Below are 19988 nucleotides of genomic sequence, written 5' to 3' on the forward strand. Positions count from 1 at the left end.
CTCCGTCCGAGGGTGGCCCTGTCGCTACCAGGCTGCGCCCGGCCTCCCTGGCCCGGCGCGCGGGCCGCAGGGTGGCGGCATGACCAACGACGCGATCACGACGGCCGCGCTGCCGCTCGCTCCGGGGCACTGGACCATGGACCCCCTGCACTCCTCGGTGCACTTCACCATCCGCCACCTGGGCATCTCCACGGTGCGGGGACGTTTCTCCGCCTTCGGGGCCGAGCTGTACGTCGGTGCGACCGCCGACGACGTGCGGGTGTCGGCGACGATCGAGCTGGCCTCCGTCGACACCGGCAGCCCCGAGCGGGACGCGCACCTGCGGGCCGCCGACCGGCTGGACGTGGCGAGGCGGCCGACGATGACGTACCGCTCGACCCGGGTGCGGGGCGGGGGCGCGGAATGGACCGTGGACGGCGAGCTGACGATCGGGGACGTGACCCGGCCGGTGTCGCTCGCGGTGGACTTCGGCGGGCTCGGCGACTCGCCCGTCGGCAGCGCCCGGCATGCCGGGTTCGGGGCGAGGGGCCGGATCCGGCGCAGCGACTTCGGGCTGGACTTCGCGCCGGGGGTGCTCGGGGACGTGGTCGGGATCCAGCTCGACCTGCAGTTCGTGCAGCCGGCCGGCGGCTGAGCGGACGCAGACGCCCGCGGGCCCCACCGGGGATGGTCCGGTGGGGCCCGCGGGCGTCGTACGGAGGACTTCCGGGCCGGTCAGGCCTTGGCGGACCGGCTCGTCTTCTTCGCCGCCGCCTTGGTGGCGGTCTTCTTCGCGGTCGCGGTCTTCTTCGCGGCCGTGCTGTTCTTGGTGGCCGCGGTCTTCTTGGCGGCCGCCGTCTTCTTCGCCGTCGTCCTGGCGCGGGGCGCCGGGATCGAGGCGTCGCTGATCCGGTCGGCGCCGAGGATCTCCCGCAGGAACTTGCCGGTGTGGCTGGCCGGAACGCCGGCCACCTCCTCCGGCGTGCCCTCGGCGACCACCAGGCCGCCGCCCGCGCCGCCCTCGGGGCCCATGTCGACGATCCAGTCGGCGGTCTTGATCACGTCGAGGTTGTGCTCGATGACGATGACCGTGTTGCCCTTCTCGACCAGGCCGGAGAGGACCTTCAGCAGCTTGCTGATGTCCTCGAAGTGCAGACCGGTGGTCGGCTCGTCGAGGACGTAGACCGTGCGGCCGGTGGAGCGCTTCTGCAGCTCGCTGGCGAGCTTGACGCGCTGGGCCTCACCGCCGGACAGCGTGGTCGCGGACTGGCCGAGGCGCACGTACCCGAGGCCGACGTCGTGGAGCGTCCTGAGGTGGCGGTTGATCGCCGGGACCGCCTCGAAGAAGTTCATGGCCTCCTCGATCGGCATGTTCAGGACCTCGGCGATGGACTTGCCCTTGTAGTGGACCTCCAGGGTCTCCCGGTTGTAGCGGGCACCGTGGCAGACCTCGCACGGGACGTACACGTCCGGGAGGAAGTTCATCTCGATCTTGATGGTGCCGTCGCCCGCGCAGTTCTCGCAGCGGCCGCCCTTGACGTTGAAGGAGAAGCGGCCGGGCAGGTAGCCGCGGACCTTCGCCTCGGTGGTCTCGGCGAACAGCTTGCGGATGTGGTCGAAGACGCCGGTGTACGTCGCCGGGTTGGACCGCGGGGTGCGGCCGATGGGCGACTGGTCGACGTGGACGACCTTGTCGACGAGGTCGTCGCCGTCCACGCGCGTGTGCCGCCCCGGCACGTTCCGCGCGCCGTTCAGCTCGCGGGCCAGGTGCGTGTACAGGATGTCGTTGACCAGCGTGGACTTGCCGGAGCCGGAGACGCCGGTGACCGCGGTGAACAGGCCCAGCGGGAAGGACACGTCGATGTCCTGGAGGTTGTTCTCGCGGGCGCCGTGCACGGTGAGCTGCCGGGACGGGTCGCGCGGGCGGCGCACGTCGGGCACCGGGATGGCCTTCTTGCCCGACAGGTACTGGCCGGTCTGCGACTCGGCGTTGGCGAGCAGCTCCTTCAGGGAGCCGCTGTGCACGACCTTGCCGCCGTGCTCGCCGGCGCCGGGGCCGATGTCGACGATCCAGTCGGCGACCTTGATGGTGTCCTCGTCGTGCTCCACGACGATGAGCGTGTTGCCCATGTCGCGCAGCCGGACCAGGGTCTCGATCAGCCGGTGGTTGTCGCGCTGGTGCAGGCCGATGGACGGCTCGTCGAGGACGTACAGCACGCCGACGAGGCCGGAGCCGATCTGGGTGGCGAGCCGGATGCGCTGGGCCTCGCCACCGGAGAGCGTGCCGGCGGCGCGGTTGAGCGAGAGGTAGTCGAGGCCGACGTCGACGAGGAAGCGCAGCCGCTCGTTGACCTCCTTCAGCACCCGCTCGGCGATCTTCTTGTCGCGGTCGTTGAGCTTCAGCTCGCCCAGGAAGTCCGCGCAGTCGCTGATGGACATGCCTGAGACCTCGGCGATCGACTTGCCCATGATCGTGACGGCGAGGACGATCGGCTTCAGGCGCGTGCCCTCACAGGTGGGGCAGGGCACCTCGCGCATGTAGCCCTCGAAGCGCTCGCGGCTGGCGTCGGACTCGGCCTCGCTGTGCCGGCGCTTGACGAAGGAGACGGCGCCCTCGAAGGGCGTGGTGTAGCGGCGCTCGCGGCCGTACCGGTTGCGGTAGCGGACCTCGATCTGCGTCTTGTGGCCGTAGAGCAGGGCCTTCTTCGCGCGCTGGGGCAACCCGGCGAAGGGGATGTCGGTGCGGAAGCCGAGGGCGTCGGCGAGGGCGCCGATCAGGCGGCCGAAGTAGTCCTTGGTGTGGCCGTGCGACCAGGGGTGGATGGCGCCCTCATCGAGGGACTTGTCCTCGTCCGGGACGATCAGCTCCGGGTCGACCTCCATGCGCGTGCCGATGCCGGTGCAGTCGGGGCAGGCGCCGAAGGGCGAGTTGAAGGAGAAGGAGCGCGGCTCCAGCTCCTCGAAGGACAGGTCGTCGTACGGGCAGTACAGGTGCTCCGAGTACATGCGCTCGCGCTCGGGGTCGTCCTCGGGGAGGTCGACGAAGTCGAGCACGACCATGCCGCCGGACAGGCCGAGGGCGGTCTCCACGGAGTCGGTGAGGCGGCGCTTGGCGGAGTCCTTGACCGTGAGGCGGTCGACGACCACCTCGATGGTGTGCTTCTCCTGCTTCTTCAGCGTCGGCGGGTTGGACAGCTGGATCGTCTCGCCGTCGACACGCGCGCGGGAGTAGCCCTTGGTCTGCAGGTCGGCGAAGAGGTCGACGAACTCGCCCTTGCGCTCGCGCACCAGCGGCGACAGCACCTGGAAGCGGCTCCCCTCCGGCAGCTCCAGGACCTTGTCGACGATGGCCTGCGGCGACTGGCGGGAGATCGGCCGGCCGCACTCCGGGCAGTGCGGCTTGCCGATGCGCGCGAAGAGCAGGCGCAGGTAGTCGTAGACCTCGGTGATGGTGCCGACCGTCGAGCGCGGGTTGCGCGAGGTCGACTTCTGGTCGATGGAGACGGCGGGCGACAGACCCTCGATGAAGTCGACGTCCGGCTTGTCCATCTGGCCGAGGAACTGGCGGGCGTACGAGGAGAGCGACTCCACGTAGCGCCGCTGGCCCTCGGCGAAGATGGTGTCGAAGGCCAGGGAGGACTTGCCCGACCCGGACAGGCCCGTGAAGACGATGAGCGCGTCACGGGGCAGGTCGAGCGAGACGTTCTTCAGGTTGTGCTCGCGCGCGCCACGGACGATGAGACGGTCGGCCACGCCGGTCCGCACCTTTCTTGAGAGAAGTGACAGGGGCGGGGCCCCCGTCTTTCCCAGACTAGGGGGAGCCACTGACAACGCCGGTCGGATTCCCGGGTTGGTTCACCGGATGCAAACAATCCCCGGCCATCCAGCATGCCCGACGCCACGTCCGACCATATAGCACGTGCATTCGATTTACGGCACCGCCGCGACCACCTTCACCCGAAGGTGTGGCCGGACTAGTGTCAGCAGCATGATTGATCACGCACGTGACCTGGCGTCTGTACAGGACGCGACCGAGCGGCTGCTCACGGCAGCCGCCAAGCTGGACAACGCGAGCGTGACGGAACCGTCACGGCTCCCCGGCTGGACCCGCGGCCACGTCCTCGCCCACCTCGCCCGCAACGCGGACGCCCTCGTGAACGTCCTGGAGGGCCGCCCCATGTACGTCTCGGGCGAGGCCCGGGACGCCGACATCGAGCGGGACGCCCCGCGCCCGCTGGAGGCGCAGCTCGCCGACGTGCGCGAGACCGCGGCCCGCTTCCAGGCCGTGGGCGCGGCGCCGGCCGACTGGTCGCGCACGGTGGAGCTGCGCAACGGCGTCACCGACAGCGCGGCCCGGGTGCCGTTCCGGCGCTGGGCCGAGGTCGAGCTGCACCACGTGGACCTGGGCATCGGCTACGAGCTGGAGGACCTGCCGGAGGAGTTCACCGAGCGCGAGATCGACTTCCTGGCGGCCCGCTTCTCCGGGCACCCCGATGTGCCGCCGACCCGGGTCACCGACGGCACGCGCGCGTGGAGCACCGGGCGGGAGGCGGCCGGGCCCGAGGTGACGGTCAGCGGTGCCCCGGCCGACCTGCTGGGGTGGCTGGCGGGCCGCCGCGACGGCGGTGCGCTGAGGGTGGACGGCGGCGCGCTGCCGGCGTTGCCGCCGCTGTAGGACGCGGAGCGGCTGCGGCCCGTGTGCGGGCCCGGAGCGGCGCCGAGGCCCGGAGGGCGGCCGCCCGGCGGTCGCTCGCGGGGGCTCGGCACTAGGCTGACGTCCATGACGTACAGCGGACAGGTGACGGTCGGCGGCCCGGCGGACGTGCACGAGCTCAAGGACCTGATGATCACCAAGATCGCGGTCGGGCCCATGGACAACAACGCCTATCTGCTGCGCTGCCGGGCCACCGACCAGCAGCTCCTGATCGACGCCGCCGCCGAGGCGCGGACGCTGCTCGGCATGATCGGTGACGACGGCATCGCCTCCGTCGTCACCACCCACCGGCACGCCGACCACTGGCAGGCGCTCGCCGAGGTCGTCGCGGCCACCGGCGCCCGCACCCACGCCGGCCGCGACGACGCCGAGGGCATCCCGGTGCCCACCGACGTCCTGGTGGACGACGGCGACGTCATCCGGGTGGGGCAGGTGGAGCTGACCGCGCGCCACCTCGTCGGGCACACGCCGGGCTCGATCGCGCTGGTCTACGACGACCCGCACGGCCACCCGCACGTCTTCACGGGCGACTGCCTCTTCCCCGGCGGCGTCGGCAACACACGCCAGGACCCCGAGGCCTTCGCCCGCCTGATCCACGACGTGGAGACCAAGATCTTCGACGTACTGCCGGACGAGACCTGGGTCTACCCCGGCCACGGCAACGACACGACGCTGGGCGCGGAACGGCCGCATCTGCCGGAGTGGCACGCGCGCGGGTGGTGACCGCGGGGCACGTCGGGCACCGAGAGTCGGTGAACGGCGGCGCGCCCGGCGCGTATTGGGGGCGCGCGGCACCTTGCGCGCGCCCCGTGTGAACGGCGTGCACGCGCCGGTGCCCCGCGCGCGCTCCCGGAGCGCCAGGGCGGCACGGTCAACTGGACGCAGCCCCGCACGGGATGACGGCTCCCGGGCGGTCGGGGCCGCCGGTCCTTTTCCCCGCCCTCGACCGGCGGCCCCCGGCGACGTCCGCGCCGTTCACACGGCCGCAACACCCGTTCCCACTATCCGGACAAACGTTGGTGTGACCTCGACAAACGCGCGGCGCGCTGCCAATCTCGCGCCATGCACTCTGTCGCTCGCACCCTGCGCCGCGCCGCCGTCGCCACCACCGCCGCTCTCCTCGCCGCCGCCGTCGGCTGTGCGCCGCAGCCGGAGCAGGACGCCGCCGCCAAGCCGTCCGGGTCGGCCGGCACCGGCTGCGCCAAGGGCGAGTTGGCCACGAAGACGTCCGGCAAGCTGACGATCGCCACCGACGAGCCCGCCTACGAGCCCTGGTTCAAGGACGACAAGCCCGCGAACGGCAAGGGCTTCGAGTCCGCCGTCGCCTACGCCGTCGCCCAGCGGCTCGGCTACGGCAAGGACGCCGTGGTCTGGCAGAGCGTGCCCTTCAACAAGGCGTTCGCGCCCGGCGAGAAGACCTTCGACTTCGACATCAACCAGGTCTCGATCAGCGACGAGCGCAGGAAGGCCGTGGACTTCTCCTCCGGCTACTACGACGTGCGCCAGGCCGTCATCGCGCTGAAGGGCTCCAAGGCCGCGAAGGCGACGAGCATCGCCGACCTGAAGGACGTCAAACTGGGCGCCCAGGTCGGCACCACCAGCCTCGACTACATCAACGACGTGGTGAAGCCGAAGCAGGCGGCCGCCGTGTACGCGAAGAACGACCAGGCCAAGTCCGCGCTGAAGAACGGCCAGGTCGACGCGATCGTCACCGACCTGCCGACCGCCTTCTACATCACCGCCGCCGAGGTGACCGACGCGAAGATCGTCGGCCAGTTCGAGAACCAGGGCGGCGCGCCGGAGCAGTTCGGCCTCGTCCTGGACAAGGGCAGCGCCCTCACTCCGTGCGTGAGCGGCGCGGTGGACGCGCTGCGCAAGGACGGCACCCTGGCCAAGCTGGAGCAGCAGTGGCTGTCCGACGCCGTCGACGCCCCGGTGCTCAAGTGACGCTCACCGAGGACCCGAAGGACACGCAGGACGCGTACGTCCCCTCCGAGCGGCGCCTGGAGCGCGAGCGGTTCAAGCGCGCCCGCGCGCGCCGCGCTACCGCGATCGCGGCCCTGTCCACTCTCGTCACCGGCGTCGCGCTGTACCTGGTGGTCGTCGGGGCGCCCGGCTGGCCGCGCACCAAGGAGACGTTCTTCGACGGGCGGTACGCGCGCGAGGCGCTGCCCAAGGTGCTCGAAGGGCTGTGGCTGAACGTCCGGCTGCTGCTGGTGTGCGGGGCCGCCGTGCTCGTCCTCGGCATGCTCATCGCGATCGCGCGCACGCTGCGCGGGCCGGTGTTCTTTCCGCTGCGGGTCCTGGCCGCCGCCTACACCGACTTCTTCCGCGGACTGCCGCTGATCATCAACCTGATGATCGTGGTGCTGGGCGTGCCGGCGCTGCGGCTGCAGGGCGTGACCGTCGACCCGGTGCTGCTGGGCGGCACGGCGCTGACGCTGACGTACTCGGCGTACGTCGCCGAGGTGTTCCGCGCCGGCATCGAGTCCGTGCACCCCTCGCAGCGCGCCGCGGCCCGCTCGCTGGGCCTGACCAACCGGCAGGCGCTGCGCTACGTCGTCCTGCCGCAGGCGGTACGGCGTCAGGTGCCGCCGCTGCTGAACGACCTGGTGTCGCTGCAGAAGGACACCGGGCTCGTGTCGATCGGCGGCGCGGTGGACGCCGTACGGGCCGCGGACATCATCGTGGGCCGCAGCCTGAACTACACGCCGTACATCGTCGCGGGGCTGGTCTTCGTGGCACTGACCATCCCGATGACACGGTTCACGGACTGGGTGACGGCCCGGCTGGACCGCAGGCGCACCCAGGGAGGGACGGCATGAGCGAGGCGCCCGTGCTGCGGATGGAGTCGGTCCGCAAGACGTTCGGCTCCACGGTCGTCCTGCGGGACGTGGACCTGGAGGTCGCCCCGCACACCGTGACGGCGCTCATCGGCGCGTCCGGCTCCGGCAAGTCGACGCTGCTGCGCTGCGCCAACCTGCTGGAGGAGATCGACGACGGCGCCATCTGGCTGGACGGGGAGGAGATCACCGACCCGCGCGCCGACCAGGACGCGGTACGGCGCCGTATCGGCGTGGTGTTCCAGGCCTACAACCTCTTCCCGCACATGACGGTGCTGGAGAACATCACCCTCGCCCCGCGCCGCGTCCACGGCGTCGGCCGCGCGGAGGCGGAGGAGCGGGCGCGGGAGCTGCTGGAGCGGCTGGGGCTCGCGGCGAAGGCGGGCGAGTACCCGGACCGGCTCAGCGGCGGGCAGCAGCAGCGCGTGGCGATCGTGCGCGCCCTCGCCGTGCGCCCCCGGCTGCTGCTGCTCGACGAGATCACCGCCGCGCTCGACCCGGAGCTGGTGGGAGAGGTCCTCGCGGTCGTGCGCGACCTGAAGGACGAGGGCATGACCATGGTGCTCGCCACCCATGAGATGGGCTTCGCGCGGGACGTCGCCGACCAGGTCTGCTTCCTGGAGGGCGGTGTGGTGCTGGAGCGCGGCACCGCCGAGCAGGTCTTCGGCGATCCGCAGCAGGAGCGCACGCGACGCTTCCTGCGACGCATCGTGGAGGCGGGACGCCTGTAGGGCGTACGCAGGCCGCCGCGGTAAGGGGCGCCTCGCCACGGAGGGCGGTCCTTACACGTCGGCGGTCCTCACGCCTCCGCCCGCGCCGGGCCGGCCAGCGCGGCGACCCGCTCCACTCCGAACGCGTACCCCTGCACCCCGCACCCGGCGATGACGCCGTCCGCGCGCAGCGAGACGTAGGAGTGGTGCCGGAACGCCTCGCGCTGGTGGATGTTGGAGATGTGCACCTCGATCACCGGCAGTCCGTCGCAGGTGTTGAGGGCGTCCAGGATGGCGACCGAGGTGTGCGAGTAGGCGGCCGGGTTGATGACGATCCCGCAGTGGTTGAGGCGCGCCTCGTGGATCCACTCGACCAGTTCGCCCTCGTGGTTGGACTGGCGGAAGTCCACCGTCCCGCCGTGCGCGGCGGCCGTCCTGGCGCACAGGGCCTCGACGTCGGCGAGTGTGTCGGAGCCGTAGATCTCCGGCTGGCGCTGCCCCAGCAGGTTCAGGTTGGGGCCGTTGAGGATCATGATCGGGGCGTTGGCCAGGGTGCGGGGCACGGTTCCTCCGGTCCGTTCGCGGTGGGGCGGCCCGGCGGGGCCGCTGCTCGCACCCGGTCTATCACGCTGCGCTTTTATCCCGGTGCACGGGCGTGGTCAGGGCCCCTAGCATCCGGGCATGACGACGATCTCCTACCCGCCCAAGCCGTCGCCCGGCGACCGCATAGCCGTCATCTCCCCGGGAGCCGGGCTGCCGGGCATCCTTCCGCTCCCCCACGAACTGGGGCTCCGGCGGCTGCGCGAGGACTTCGGCCTGGAGCCGGTGGAGTACCCGGCGACCCGGAAGATGGGGGCCACGCCGCGGGAGCGGGCCGACGACATCCACGCCGCGTTCGCCGACCCGTCCGTGAAGGCGGTCATGGCGTCGATCGGCGGCGACGACCAGATCACCGTCCTGCCGTATCTGGACCGGGAGTTGATCCGGGCCAACCCGAAGCCGTTCTTCGGGATGAGCGACAACACCAACCTGCTGGCGTACCTGTACAACACCGGCATCGTCGGCTTCCACGGCGCGACCGTGATGGCGGCGGTCGGCCGCCCCGGCGCGATGCACCCGCTGACCGAGGAGTCGCTGCGGGCGGCGCTGTTCACGCCGGGCGAGTTCGAGCTGCGGCCCGCCGAGCGCTGGCGGGACGTCGACCGCGACTGGGCCGACCCGGCGACCTTCGAGGCGGAGCCGGAGACCCGGCCCGGCACCGGCTGGGACTGGGTGAACGCCGACCGGGTGGTGGAGGGCCGCAGTTGGGGCGGCTGCGTGGAGATCCTCGCCATGCTGCTGATGGCCGACCGCGAGATCTCCCACGACCTGTCGGTGTACGACGGCGGTGTGCTGCTCCTGGAGACCTCCGAGGAGATGCCGAGCGGCACGGAGGTGTTCCGCACCCTGCGCAACATGGGCGAGCGCGGGCTGCTCCGGCGGTTCCCGGCCCTGCTGGTGGGCCGTCCGAAGACCTGGTCGTTCGAGCAGCCCAACTCGCCCGAGGAGGGCGCCCGTTACGCCGCCGAGCAGCGGGAGGCGATCCTGCGCGCGATGCGGACGTACGCCCCCGACACGATGATCGTCTTCGATGTGGACTACGGCCACACCGATCCGCAGCTCGTCCTCCCCTACGGCGGCACGATCCGCGTCGACGGGCCCGCCCGGCGCATCACCGTCACCTACTGACCGGCCGGGGCGCGCTCCCGGCCGGGGGCGCGCCCCGTCGCGCGCCCCCGTAACCCGTGATCACCGTGGCTGGTTGACGCGGCATGCACGACGTACGCACCGTGAGGGCGCTCTCCATGCTCCGGCTCGCCACCGCCTCGCTCGCCGGGACGGCCATCGAGTTCTACGACTTCTTCGTCTACGGCACCGCCGCGGCGCTGGTGCTCGGCCCGCTGTTCTTCCCCACCTTCTCCCCGCTCGCGGGGACACTGGCGGCCTTCGCGACGTTCGGCGTGGGCTTCGTCGCGCGGCCGCTCGGCTCGGTGCTGTTCGGGCACATCGGGGACCGGCGCGGGCGGCGGCCGGTGCTGGTGGCCTCGCTGCTGCTGACCGGGGGCTCGACGGTCGCGGTCGGCTGTGTGCCGGCGTACGACGCGATCGGGGTCGCCGCTCCCCTGCTGCTGCTGGTGCTGCGGTTCCTGCAGGGGCTGGGACTGGGCGGGGAGTGGGGCGGGGCGGTGCTGCTGACGGCGGAGCACGCGCCCGCCGAGCGGCGCGGCCTGTGGTCGAGCTTCCCGCAGATCGGCCCGGCCGTGGGGTTCCTCCTCGCCAACGGGGTCGTGCTCGGGCTGGCGGCGACGCTCACGGACGCGCAGTTCGCCGCGTGGGGCTGGCGGGTGCCGTTCTGGGTGGCCGGGGTGCTCGCGGTGGCGGGGCTGTGGCTGCGGTCGTCCCTCGTCGAGAGCCCGCACTTCCTGGAGATCGACCGGCACGCGCGCGTACCGCTCGCCGAGGTCGTGCGCGATCATTGGCGGCTCGTGCTGCTGACGGCGGGCGCGCTCGCGGTCGGCTACGCCGTCTTCTACGCCGTGACGACCTGGTCCCTCGCCTACGCCACCGAGCGGCTCGGCGTGAGCCGCGGCGTCATGCTGGCCTGCGTCATGGCCGCCGTGGTGGTGAAGGGCGCGCTGACACCGGTCGCCGCGCACCTGGGCGACCGCCTGGGTCGCCGGCCGATGTGCCTCGCCGGGTGCGCGGCGACGGCGCTGTGGATGTTCCCGATGGTCGCGCTGCTGGCGACCGGTGAACCCCTGCTGATGTTCCTCGGTTGCCTGGGCGCCATGCTCGCGTTCATCACCATGTTCGCCGTGATCGCCGCGTACCTGCCGGAGCTGTACGAGCCGCGGGTGCGCTGCACGGGCGCCGCGGTCGGCTACAACCTCGGCGGTGTCCTCGGCGGCGCGCTGACCCCGATCGTGGCCACCGCGCTCGCCGAGCAGGGCGGCCGGGTCCCCTGGGGTGTCGGCGCGTACCTCACCGCTGTCGCGCTGCTCAGCCTCGCCTGCTTCGCCCGGCTGCCGGAGACGCGTCCGGTGGGGGTGCCGGTGGCGGAGCCGGCCATGGAGTGAGCGTGGCAGGCTCGCGGTGAGGGTGAGGGTGGTGGCCTCGCGGTCAGGGGTTGAGCGCCAGCTCCAGGTACGCCGCGAACAGCACCAGGTGCACCCCGCCCTGGAGCGGTGTCGCCCGCCCGGGCACCACGGTCAGCGAGCTGACCACGACGGTCAGCGCGAGCAGCACCATATGGGTCGGGCCGAGGCCGAGGACGAGCGGACCGGAGAGCCAGACCGAGGCCAGCGCGACCGCGGGGATGGTGAGGCCGATGCTGGCCATGGCGGAACCGAGCGCGAGGTTGAGGCTGGTCTGGACGCGGTCGCGGCGGGCGGCGCGCAGTGCGGCGATGGTCTCGGGGAGCAGCACCAGCAGCGCGATGATCACGCCGACGACCGCATGGTGCAGGCCCGCCGCCTCCACGCCGGACTCGATGGTCGGTGACACGCCCTTGGCCAGCCCCACCACCCCCACCAGGGCCAGACCCAGCAGGCTCAGGCTGACCAGGGCGGTGCGGGCGGACGGCGCCTCGGCGTGGTCGTCGGCGGTGATCACCTGGCCCTCGCGGGTGAGGGGCAGGAAGTAGTCGCGGTGGCGCACGGTCTGGGTCGCCACGAACAGGCCGTACAGGATCAATGAGGACACGGCGGCGAAGGTGAGCTGCACCGTCGAGAACTCGGGGCCGGGCTTGCTGGTGGTGAAGGTCGGCAGCACCAGACTGAGGGTGGCCAGCGTCGCCACGGTGGCGAGGGCCGCTCCGGTGCCTTCGGGGTTGAAGATCGCCGTGCCGTGCCGCAGCGAACCGACCAGCAGGCTCAGTCCGACGACGCCATTGCAGGTGATCATCACGGCCGCGAAGACGGTGTCCCTGGCGAGGGTCGCGCCCTTGTCGCCGCCGTCGGCCATGAGGGTGACGATGAGCGCCACCTCGATGATGGTGACGGCGACGGCGAGAACGAGCGATCCGTACGGCTCCCCGACCCGGTGGGCGACCACCTCGGCGTGGTGGACTGCGGCCAGGACCGATCCGGCCAGGACCAGCGTCACCAGGGCGACCAGCCAGCCGGGCAGGTCGCGCCCCCAGGTGAACGCCAGCAGGACGACCGCCAGGACCGGCACGACGGTGGTCCACCGGGTGGTGAGCGACCTGAGCCGAGCGATCATGGGGCGATCGTCGCAGAGGCCTTGGGGGTTCGCATTCCGGTCGGTGTGCTTGTCGTGAGTCCGGGTGCTGCGCGAAATCGGTCCTCTCCTGTAGGTCGGGGTCGGTGCGCTTGGCGCGCCGGGGGCGTGCAGTGCCCCCGGCGCGCCACCGGGAGCGGCGGTCGGCCGTCGAACGGTGCCGCTCCCGGGGGCCGGCTCCTGCGTTCGCGGGTGGTCAGCTCTGGACGCTGTCCTTCGCGGCGCTCTCGACGGACGTCTCCGTCGCCTCCCGCGCCGCCGCCTGCTTCTTCGAGGCCCGCAGGCTGGTGATCGTCGTGACGATCAGGACGGCGCAGATCACGCCCAGCGAGACCGGGATGCTGATCTCGGGGACGTGCACCCCGGACTCGTGCAGGGCGTGCAGCACCAGCTTCACGCCGATGAAGCCGAGGATGATCGACAGGCCGTAGGACAGGTGGACCAGCTTCTTCAGCAGGCCGCCGATGAGGAAGTACAGCTGCCTCAGGCCCATCAGCGCGAAGGCGTTGGCGGTGAAGACGATGTACGGGTCCTGCGTCAGGCCGAAGATCGCGGGGATGGAGTCCAGCGCGAACAGGACGTCGGTGGTGCCGATGGCCAGCATCACGACGAGCATCGGGGTCATGACCCGCTTGCCGTTCTGCTGGATCCACAGCTTGGTGCCGTGGTAGCGGTCGGCGACACCGAAGCGGTGCTCGACGGCCTTCAGCAGCTTGTTCTCCTCGTACTCCTCGTCCTCCTCGTCGGCCCGGGCCTCCTGGATGAGCTTCCAGGCGGTCCAGATCAGGAAGGCGCCGAAGAGGTAGAAGACCCACGAGAAGCTGGCGAGGATCGCGGCGCCCGCGGCGATGAAGATCGCCCGCAGCACCAGGGCTATGAGCACGCCGATGAGGAGCACGCGCTGCTGGTACTGCGACGGCACCGCGAACTTCGCCATGATCAGGACGAAGACGAAGAGGTTGTCGACGCTCAGCGACTTCTCGGTGATGAAGCCGGCGAAGAACTCCCCGGCCGGCCGGCCGCCGCCGAAGAGGAGCAGGCCGAGGCCGAAGAGGCCGGCCAGGGCGATCCAGACGGCCGTCCAGATGCCGGCTTCCTTGATGGACACGTCGTGCGGTTTGCGGCCGATGAAGAAATCGACCGCGATCAGGGCGGCGAGGCCCACGATGGTCAGGACCCACAGGGTCGCGGAAACTTCCACTGCGCCTCCGGCAGTCGTAACGGCAGGTGATCAGCGTCGTCGCGCGCCGGAGGTCTCTTCCACCCGTGATGGGCCGGCGCCCCGGGATCTGGCCTGATCCGTATTGACGGGGACACCGCAGTGACAGGGAGTACTCCCCTCCGTGGTGACCAGCTTAGCCAATCACCAAGGAAAGGTAAAGTGCTCGGCAAAGAAAATGCCAAGTTCCCTGGTCAGACGGTTTTACATGTACTTGGTGCGGGCCTGGGCCACCTGGGTGAGCACCTGCTGGAGGATCTGGCTGCCGGGCGGGACAAGGGACGGCTCATAGGTCCAGGCGTGCCCGACCCACGGGTCGGCGAGATGATCGTCGGCCACCGGGGTGAGCCGCAGCAGCGAACGCCACAGCGGGTCCAGCAACGGACCGTAACCGGCGGCGTCCTCCCGGTCGGCCACCATCAGCAGGTGCACGCCGACGGCCGGGCCCTCGTCGGCGAGGTAGCGCAGCCGGGTCACGGCACGATCGTCGAAGCCGTGCGGGAAGTCGTTGATCAGCAGCAGTTGCTGGGCGGTGTCGAGGCCGGGCGGGAGGGCGTCGGCCGCGCCGCCGCGCACCGCCATCTGCACGAGGTCGACCCGCTCGGTGAGCCGGGCCAGGACCTCGGAGACCCCCGCGGCGCCCACGGCGGGCGGTCCGGCCAGGACGCCGGACCGGGTCAGCGGGGCCAGCGACCCGGCCGCGGAGCCCGCGGGGTCGATGACATGGAGCGTGAACTCGCCCGCCGGATGGACCGCGAGCAGCCGGGCGGCGAGCGCCACCGCTGTCTCCATCGCACCTTGCCGCAGCTCGTGGGAGTCGGCGAAGGAGCCGTCGAGCGATCCCGCGCGTCCGCTGTCGATCCACAGTCCGCGTTCGAGCGGCAGCCGGACCAGCAGGGGAATGCGCAGAGGGTCGCTCTCGGGCAGGTGCAGGTCGCCGACGCGCAGCGCCATGGGCATCTCCATCGGCACGCGGTAGCCGTGCCAGACGGGGTTGTCCCAGCGGGCGTAGGCGGGCGGCAGGGCCGGTTCCACGACGTCGGCCTCGGCCTGGAGCTGGGCGAGGTCGCGGTCCAGGGCCTGCCGGGCCTGGCCGACGAGGTCGGCGTGCCGGGCCCGGGCCGCCTCACGCGCCGCGTCGCCCTGGCCGCCGATACGGCTGCGCGGGTCGGACAGGACCTGGTCCAGCTCCTTCTCCATGCGCGAGTCCGCGAAGTCGACCGCGCTGCGATACGCCGCGGTGGTGCGGGCCAGATCCTCGAACATGCCCCACACCTGGTTGTAGAGCCGCTCGTCCATGGACCACCCGGTCGCGTCGCCCGCCACGGGCCCCGTGGGCTGCCCCTGCGGGGCCGGCGGAGCGGTCGGCGGGGACGGCGGGGGCGCGGTGCGCTGCCGGCCGGGGTGGGTGTAGTCGACGGGGCCCGCCGGTCCCGGCCGGGCCGGGTCGGCGCCCTGCCCGGCCTGGGCCGGAGTGGGTTCCGCGGGCATGCCGTGCGACGCGTCGCGGCCGTAGGGCCCGCCGTGCTGCGTGGGGCCGGCGTGCTGGCCGGGCTGGGTGGCGTGGACACCGGAGTCCGGGGTGGTTGCCGCGTGGCGGTGGACGCGGTCGGTGTCGGTGGTGCCGGACGCGGGGGCCGGGACCGCGCGGGCGTGGCTCTGAGCCACGGCCGACTGGATGCAGTTCGCGAGGGCGTGGGCCTCGGCCAGCCCCTGGTCGGCGAAGAGTTCGGCGAGCCCGCCGGCGTACCCCTGGCCAACGGCACGCACCTTCCAGGCGCCCTGGCGGCGGTACAGCTCCAGGGCGACGACGGCGGTCTCGGCGTCCAGCCCGGTGATGGTGTAGGTGGCGACCTCGGTGCCGTCGAGGCCGGTCACCGCGACGAAGGGCGCGGCGACCGCACCGAAACGGACCGGGCCCCGGCCGTCGGTGGGCAGGGCGAGCAGTACGTCGACGCGGTGCACGGCGTCCGGTACGGCGTCGAGGTCCACCGCGAGACGGTGGTCGGCGGCCGCCTGCCGGGACACCTCCAGGCCGGGCAGGGCCGGGGCGCCGGGGTGGGCCACCCACTCCACGCCCCGTATCGTGCCCTGCTCGTCGCTGAGGGTGGCGGCGGCCACGACCGGTGTGCCGGCCGAGACCCTGACCTCCAGGCGGACCTGGGTGAGCGGGTGGTTCTGCCCCCGCACCAGCTCGGCCGTCATCGCCTTCCGTCCCCCCGTGTCACTGTGTCGTCGTCCGTACCGCTCGTCCGCTCGCCCCGCACCGCCTGCTAGAGCAGGGGCAGGATCGACGGCATCAGGTCCTGGAAGGTGCGGCCGTTGGCCGGGGTGCCGAGGGCGGTCATCGTCCAGCCGGGGCCCGAGCGGTGCACCTTGGCCATGATCTGGGCGGTGTAGGCGCCGCCGCCGGCCAGCGTGTAGCGGGCGAGCTCCTGCCCGTTGGTCTCGTCGACCAGGCGGCAGAACGCGTTCTGCACCTCCTGGAAGGTCTGGCCCGTGAAGGAGTTCACGGTGAAGACGATCTGGTCGATGTGGACCGGGATGCGCTGGAGGTCGACGAGGATGGCCTCGTCGTCGCCGCCCTGGCCGACACCGCCGACGAGGTTGTCACCGGTGTGGCGCACGGAGCCGTCGTCGCTCACCAGGTGCCGGAAGAAGACGACGTCCACGGGCTGCTTGTCGGCGAAGAGCACGGCCGAGGCGTCGAGGTCGATCTCCCGGGTGCGGGAGCCGAAGAGGCCGCGCCGGGGGGCTGCCTGCCAGCCGAGACCCATGCGGACCGCGGTCAGGCTGCCCCCGTCGTTCTTCTGCAGACTGATGGCCTGACCCTTGGTCATGTTGACGGTCACGCGCTGATTCCCCTCTCGAACAGTCCCCTGTTAGCCGCAACGTCCGCGGTTGACCAGCACCCTACGCAGGACCACCGACCGTGCCGAACCCCGGTGCACTGTTTGTGTCGGTCTTGCAACACAGCGCGCGACGTCCGGGGCCCGGCGCGGGGGTGAACGGGGGTCAGGCCAGGCCCGCCTCCTTCATCTGGCGCAGTTCCTTCTTCATCTCGGAGACCTCGTCGCGCAGCCGGGCCGCGATCTCGAACTGGAGGTCGGCGGCGGCGGCGCGCATGCGCTCCGTCAGCTCCTCGATCTGCTCGGCGAGTTCCGCGGCGGGCGTGGTGGTGGGCGCGGTCTCCCCGGCCTTGCCCTTGGCCTGCTTGGCGGTCTTCGCGCCCTTGCCGGCCTTCGTCTTGTCGCCGAGCGAGGGCACGGGGGCCTTGGTGGGGCGGCCGTCCTTCTTGGCCCGGTAGCCGCTGCCCAGCAGCTGCTCGGTGTCGACCTCCTCGCGGGCGATCTGCGCGACGATGTCGTTGATCTTCTTGCGCAGCGGCTGCGGGTCGATGCCGTTGGCCTTGTTGTAGGCGACCTGCTTCTCCCGGCGCCGGTTGGTCTCGTCGATGGCCCGCTCCATCGCCGGGGTGATCTTGTCGGCGTACATATGGACCTCGCCGGAGACGTTCCGCGCGGCACGGCCGATGGTCTGGATCAGCGAGGTGCCCGAGCGCAGGAAGCCCTCCTTGTCGGCGTCGAGGATCGCCACCAGGGACACCTCGGGCAGGTCGAGGCCCTCGCGCAGGAGGTTGATGCCGACCAGGACGTCGAACTCGCCGGAGCGCAGTTCGCGCAGCAGCTCCACGCGGCGCAGGGTGTCGACGTCGCTGTGCAGGTAGCGCACCTGGATGCCCAGCTCCAGGAAGTAGTCGGTGAGGTCCTCGGCCATCTTCTTGGTGAGCGTGGTGACCAGGACGCGCTCGTCCTTCTCGGTGCGCTTGCGGATCTCGTGCACCAGGTCGTCGATCTGGCCCTCGGTGGGCTTGACGACGACCTCGGGGTCGACCAGGCCGGTCGGGCGGATGATCTGCTCGACGACGCCCTGGGAACGCGACAGCTCGTAGGTGCCGGGGGTGGCCGACAGGTAGACCGTCTGGCCGATGCGCTCCTGGAACTCCTCCCACTTCAGCGGCCGGTTGTCCAGGGCCGAGGGAAGCCGGAAGCCGTGGTCGACGAGGGTGCGCTTGCGGGAGGCGTCGCCCTCGTACATCGCGCCGATCTGCGGCACCGTGACGTGCGACTCGTCGATGACGAGGAGGAAGTCCTCGGGGAAGTAGTCGAGCAGGGTGTTCGGCGGGGTGCCGGGGGCGCGGCCGTCGAAGTGCATCGAGTAGTTCTCGACGCCGGAGCAGGTGCCGATCTGGCGGAGCATCTCGATGTCGTACGTCGTCCGCATGCGCAGGCGCTGGGCCTCCAGCAGCCTGCCCTGCTTCTCCAGCTCGGCCAGGCGCTCGGTCAGCTCCTTCTCGATGTCGTTGACCGCCCGCTCCATGCGCTCGGGGCCGGCGACGTAGTGGGAGGCGGGGAAGACGTACAGCAGCTGCTCGTCGCTGATGATCTCGCCGGTGAGCGGGTGGAGGGTGGTGAGCGCCTCGATCTCGTCGCCGAACATCTCGATGCGGACGGCGAGCTCCTCGTAGACCGGGAAGATCTCGATGGTGTCGCCGCGCACCCGGAAGGTGCCACGGCTGAACGCCATGTCGTTGCGCGCGTACTGGATGTCCACGAAGCGGCGCAGCAGCTCGTCCCGGTCGATCTCGTCGCCGACCCTGAGGGGGACCATCCGGTCGACGTACTCCTGCGGGGTGCCCAGGCCGTAGATGCAGGAGACGGAGGCGACCACGACGACGTCGCGCCGGGTGAGGAGCGAGTTGGTCGCGGAGTGCCGCAGCCGCTCCACCTCCTCGTTGATCGAGGAGTCCTTCTCGATGTAGGTGTCCGACTGCGGGACGTAGGCCTCGGGCTGGTAGTAGTCGTAGTACGAGACGAAGTACTCGACGGCGTTGTTGGGCAGCAGCTCCCGGAACTCGTTGGCCAGCTGGGCGGCCAGCGTCTTGTTCGGCGCCATCACGAGGGTGGGGCGCTGGAGCTTCTCGATCATCCACGCGGTGGTGGCGGACTTGCCGGTGCCGGTCGCGCCCAGCAGGACGACGTCCTTCTCACCGGCCTCGATACGGCGGGCGAGCTCGGCGATGGCCGCCGGCTGGTCGCCGCTGGGCTGGTAGGGGCTGACGACCTCGAAGGGCGCCACCGTGCGTTCGATGTGGGAAACGGGCCGCATGCAACCACCGTACGACCCACCACTGACATCGCGGCGCGGTCAGCGGTTCTGCGGGGTGCGGGTGCGCTGTCGTGCCAGGTCACGGCGGGGCCGGAGTGCGGGGCGGCGGGCGTTGTGCGCGACGGCGTGGGCGGGGACGCCGGGCTGGGGCTCGGCGGGGGCGGCGTCGGGGCGGCCCATGACGGTCAGCGGGTCGAAGAGGACGACGACGCCGGCGAGGCAGAGGAAGGCGAGCGGGCCGATCAGCATGGGGGCGAGCAGCGTGGCGGGCGAGTCGCCGGTGGTGGGCGCCGACGTGCCGTGGAGGTGGACGCTCACGCCGGCCATGGCCGTGTAGTGCATGCCGCTGACGGCGATGCCCATGATCAGGCTGGCGCCGACGCTCCAGAGGAATCCCCTGACCTGGCCGGCGGCCCACAGGGCGGCGGTGGCCGCGGCCATGCCTATAACGACGGAGGCGGCGACGCTGAGCGTGTCGTACTCCAGCCGTCCGTCCAGACGCATTCCGGCCATGCCGAGGTAGTGCATCGAGGCGATCCCGAGGCCGGTGATGGTGCCGCCGGTGAACAGGGCGGTGCCCCGGGGCCCCTGGTAGCCGACGATGAAGATGCCGACGCCGACCATGACGATGGCGAGGCCGAGGCTGGCGAACGTCGTGGGCTTGTCGTAGTGGATCGGCGCCTCGGCGACGGTGAAGCCCATCATCGCGATGAAGTGCATCGTCCAGATGCCGGAGCCGATGGCGGCGGAGGCGAGGGCGAGCCAGCCGGGCCGCCAGGAGCGGGCGACACGCCCGGCTCTGGTGGTGCAGCGCAGACCGAGGGCGCCGCCGAGGCAGGCCATGAGATAGGCCACCAGCGGTGTGACGAGTCCGTAGGTGAAACCGTCGACCGTGCCCTGCATGCGCGGTTGCCCTTCCGCCCTGTTCCGTCCCGGAATCTCCTGAAACGCACCCCTCCCAGCGCCGCGCGAGCGGTCAGGGTCGAGTGCGAAGAGTATGACCCCCACCGGAATGGTCGAACGATTTTCCGGCAAAGAAACACGCCCCTGCCGCAGATGTGCGGCACCAGTGAGCG

16 protein-coding genes are annotated in these 19988 nt (G+C 71.5%); 8 read left to right on the top strand and 8 right to left on the bottom strand.

The window, feature by feature from the left end:
- Window positions 1-79: 79 nt before the first annotated feature.
- Window positions 80-634, top strand: a complete 555-nt coding sequence (locus IE308_RS34350; RefSeq protein ID WP_190220883.1) for a YceI family protein — start codon at window positions 80-82, stop codon at window positions 632-634.
- An 80-nt stretch (window positions 635-714) separates the two neighbouring features.
- On the opposite strand, the gene uvrA is transcribed toward IE308_RS34350, so the two are convergent.
- On the bottom strand, window positions 715-3732 hold the full coding sequence (gene uvrA / locus IE308_RS34355) for an excinuclease ABC subunit UvrA (RefSeq protein ID WP_190220884.1): 3018 nt from the start codon (window positions 3730-3732) through the stop codon (window positions 715-717).
- 235 nt (window positions 3733-3967) lie between these two features.
- On the opposite strand from uvrA, the gene IE308_RS34360 reads away from it, so the two are divergent.
- The 5 genes from IE308_RS34360 (at window position 3968) to IE308_RS34380 (ending at window position 8267) form a co-directional block, all read left to right on the top strand.
- Window positions 3968-4654, top strand: coding sequence for a maleylpyruvate isomerase family mycothiol-dependent enzyme (locus IE308_RS34360; RefSeq protein WP_110627387.1), 687 nt, complete (start codon window positions 3968-3970; stop codon window positions 4652-4654).
- Window positions 4655-4759: 105 nt separating this feature from the next.
- The gene (locus IE308_RS34365; RefSeq protein WP_190220885.1) at window positions 4760-5416 is read left to right on the top strand and encodes an MBL fold metallo-hydrolase; all 657 of its coding nucleotides are present in this window, start codon (window positions 4760-4762) and stop codon (window positions 5414-5416) included.
- A 339-nt stretch (window positions 5417-5755) separates the two neighbouring features.
- Window positions 5756-6640 (top strand): ABC transporter substrate-binding protein, encoded by an 885-nt coding sequence (locus IE308_RS34370; RefSeq protein ID WP_190220886.1) that lies wholly within the window; start codon window positions 5756-5758, stop codon window positions 6638-6640.
- Window positions 6637-7518 carry an amino acid ABC transporter permease gene (locus IE308_RS34375; RefSeq protein ID WP_190220887.1) on the top strand — a complete coding sequence of 294 codons (882 nt, stop codon included), beginning with the start codon at window positions 6637-6639 and terminating at the stop codon, window positions 7516-7518. Before IE308_RS34370 ends, IE308_RS34375 begins: the two co-directional genes overlap by 4 nt.
- Window positions 7515-8267 (top strand): amino acid ABC transporter ATP-binding protein, encoded by a 753-nt coding sequence (locus IE308_RS34380; protein WP_190220888.1) that lies wholly within the window; start codon window positions 7515-7517, stop codon window positions 8265-8267. Before IE308_RS34375 ends, IE308_RS34380 begins: the two co-directional genes overlap by 4 nt.
- A gap of 68 nt (window positions 8268-8335) precedes the next feature.
- On the opposite strand, the gene aroQ is transcribed toward IE308_RS34380, so the two are convergent.
- Complete coding sequence (gene aroQ, locus IE308_RS34385; protein WP_190220889.1) at window positions 8336-8809, bottom strand: type II 3-dehydroquinate dehydratase; 474 nt, start codon at window positions 8807-8809, stop codon at window positions 8336-8338.
- A 118-nt stretch (window positions 8810-8927) separates the two neighbouring features.
- Between aroQ and IE308_RS34390 the strand changes: the two genes are divergently transcribed.
- On the top strand, window positions 8928-9974 hold the full coding sequence (locus IE308_RS34390; RefSeq protein WP_190220890.1) for a S66 family peptidase: 1047 nt from the start codon (window positions 8928-8930) through the stop codon (window positions 9972-9974).
- A gap of 83 nt (window positions 9975-10057) precedes the next feature.
- On the top strand, window positions 10058-11362 hold the full coding sequence (locus IE308_RS34395; RefSeq protein ID WP_229909340.1) for an MFS transporter: 1305 nt from the start codon (window positions 10058-10060) through the stop codon (window positions 11360-11362).
- A gap of 43 nt (window positions 11363-11405) precedes the next feature.
- Here the strand turns inward: IE308_RS34395 and IE308_RS34400 are convergent, their stop codons facing one another.
- The 6 genes from IE308_RS34400 to IE308_RS34425 all read right to left on the bottom strand — a co-directional run bounded on the left by IE308_RS34400 (window position 11406) and on the right by IE308_RS34425 (window position 19815).
- Window positions 11406-12506, bottom strand: a complete 1101-nt coding sequence (locus IE308_RS34400; protein ID WP_190220891.1) for a calcium:cation antiporter — start codon at window positions 12504-12506, stop codon at window positions 11406-11408.
- 214 nt (window positions 12507-12720) lie between these two features.
- Window positions 12721-13725, bottom strand: a complete 1005-nt coding sequence (locus IE308_RS34405; RefSeq protein ID WP_190220892.1) for a TerC/Alx family metal homeostasis membrane protein — start codon at window positions 13723-13725, stop codon at window positions 12721-12723.
- Between the two features lie 222 nt (window positions 13726-13947).
- The gene (locus IE308_RS34410; protein ID WP_190220893.1) at window positions 13948-15948 is read right to left on the bottom strand and encodes a TerD family protein; all 2001 of its coding nucleotides are present in this window, start codon (window positions 15946-15948) and stop codon (window positions 13948-13950) included.
- A 68-nt stretch (window positions 15949-16016) separates the two neighbouring features.
- Entirely contained in the window at window positions 16017-16595 is a 579-nt protein-coding gene (locus IE308_RS34415) for a TerD family protein (RefSeq protein ID WP_110627398.1), read from the bottom strand.
- Between the two features lie 163 nt (window positions 16596-16758).
- Window positions 16759-18912, bottom strand: coding sequence for an excinuclease ABC subunit UvrB (uvrB, locus tag IE308_RS34420; protein WP_190220894.1), 2154 nt, complete (start codon window positions 18910-18912; stop codon window positions 16759-16761).
- 39 nt (window positions 18913-18951) lie between these two features.
- Window positions 18952-19815: an MHYT domain-containing protein gene (locus IE308_RS34425; protein ID WP_190220895.1), complete on the bottom strand. Its 864-nt coding sequence runs from the start codon at window positions 19813-19815 to the stop codon at window positions 18952-18954.
- Between the last annotated feature and the right edge of the window lie 173 nt (window positions 19816-19988).

Source organism: Streptomyces griseosporeus (assembly GCF_014656055.1).
Taxonomy (GTDB): Bacteria; Actinomycetota; Actinomycetes; order Streptomycetales; family Streptomycetaceae; genus Streptomyces; species Streptomyces griseosporeus.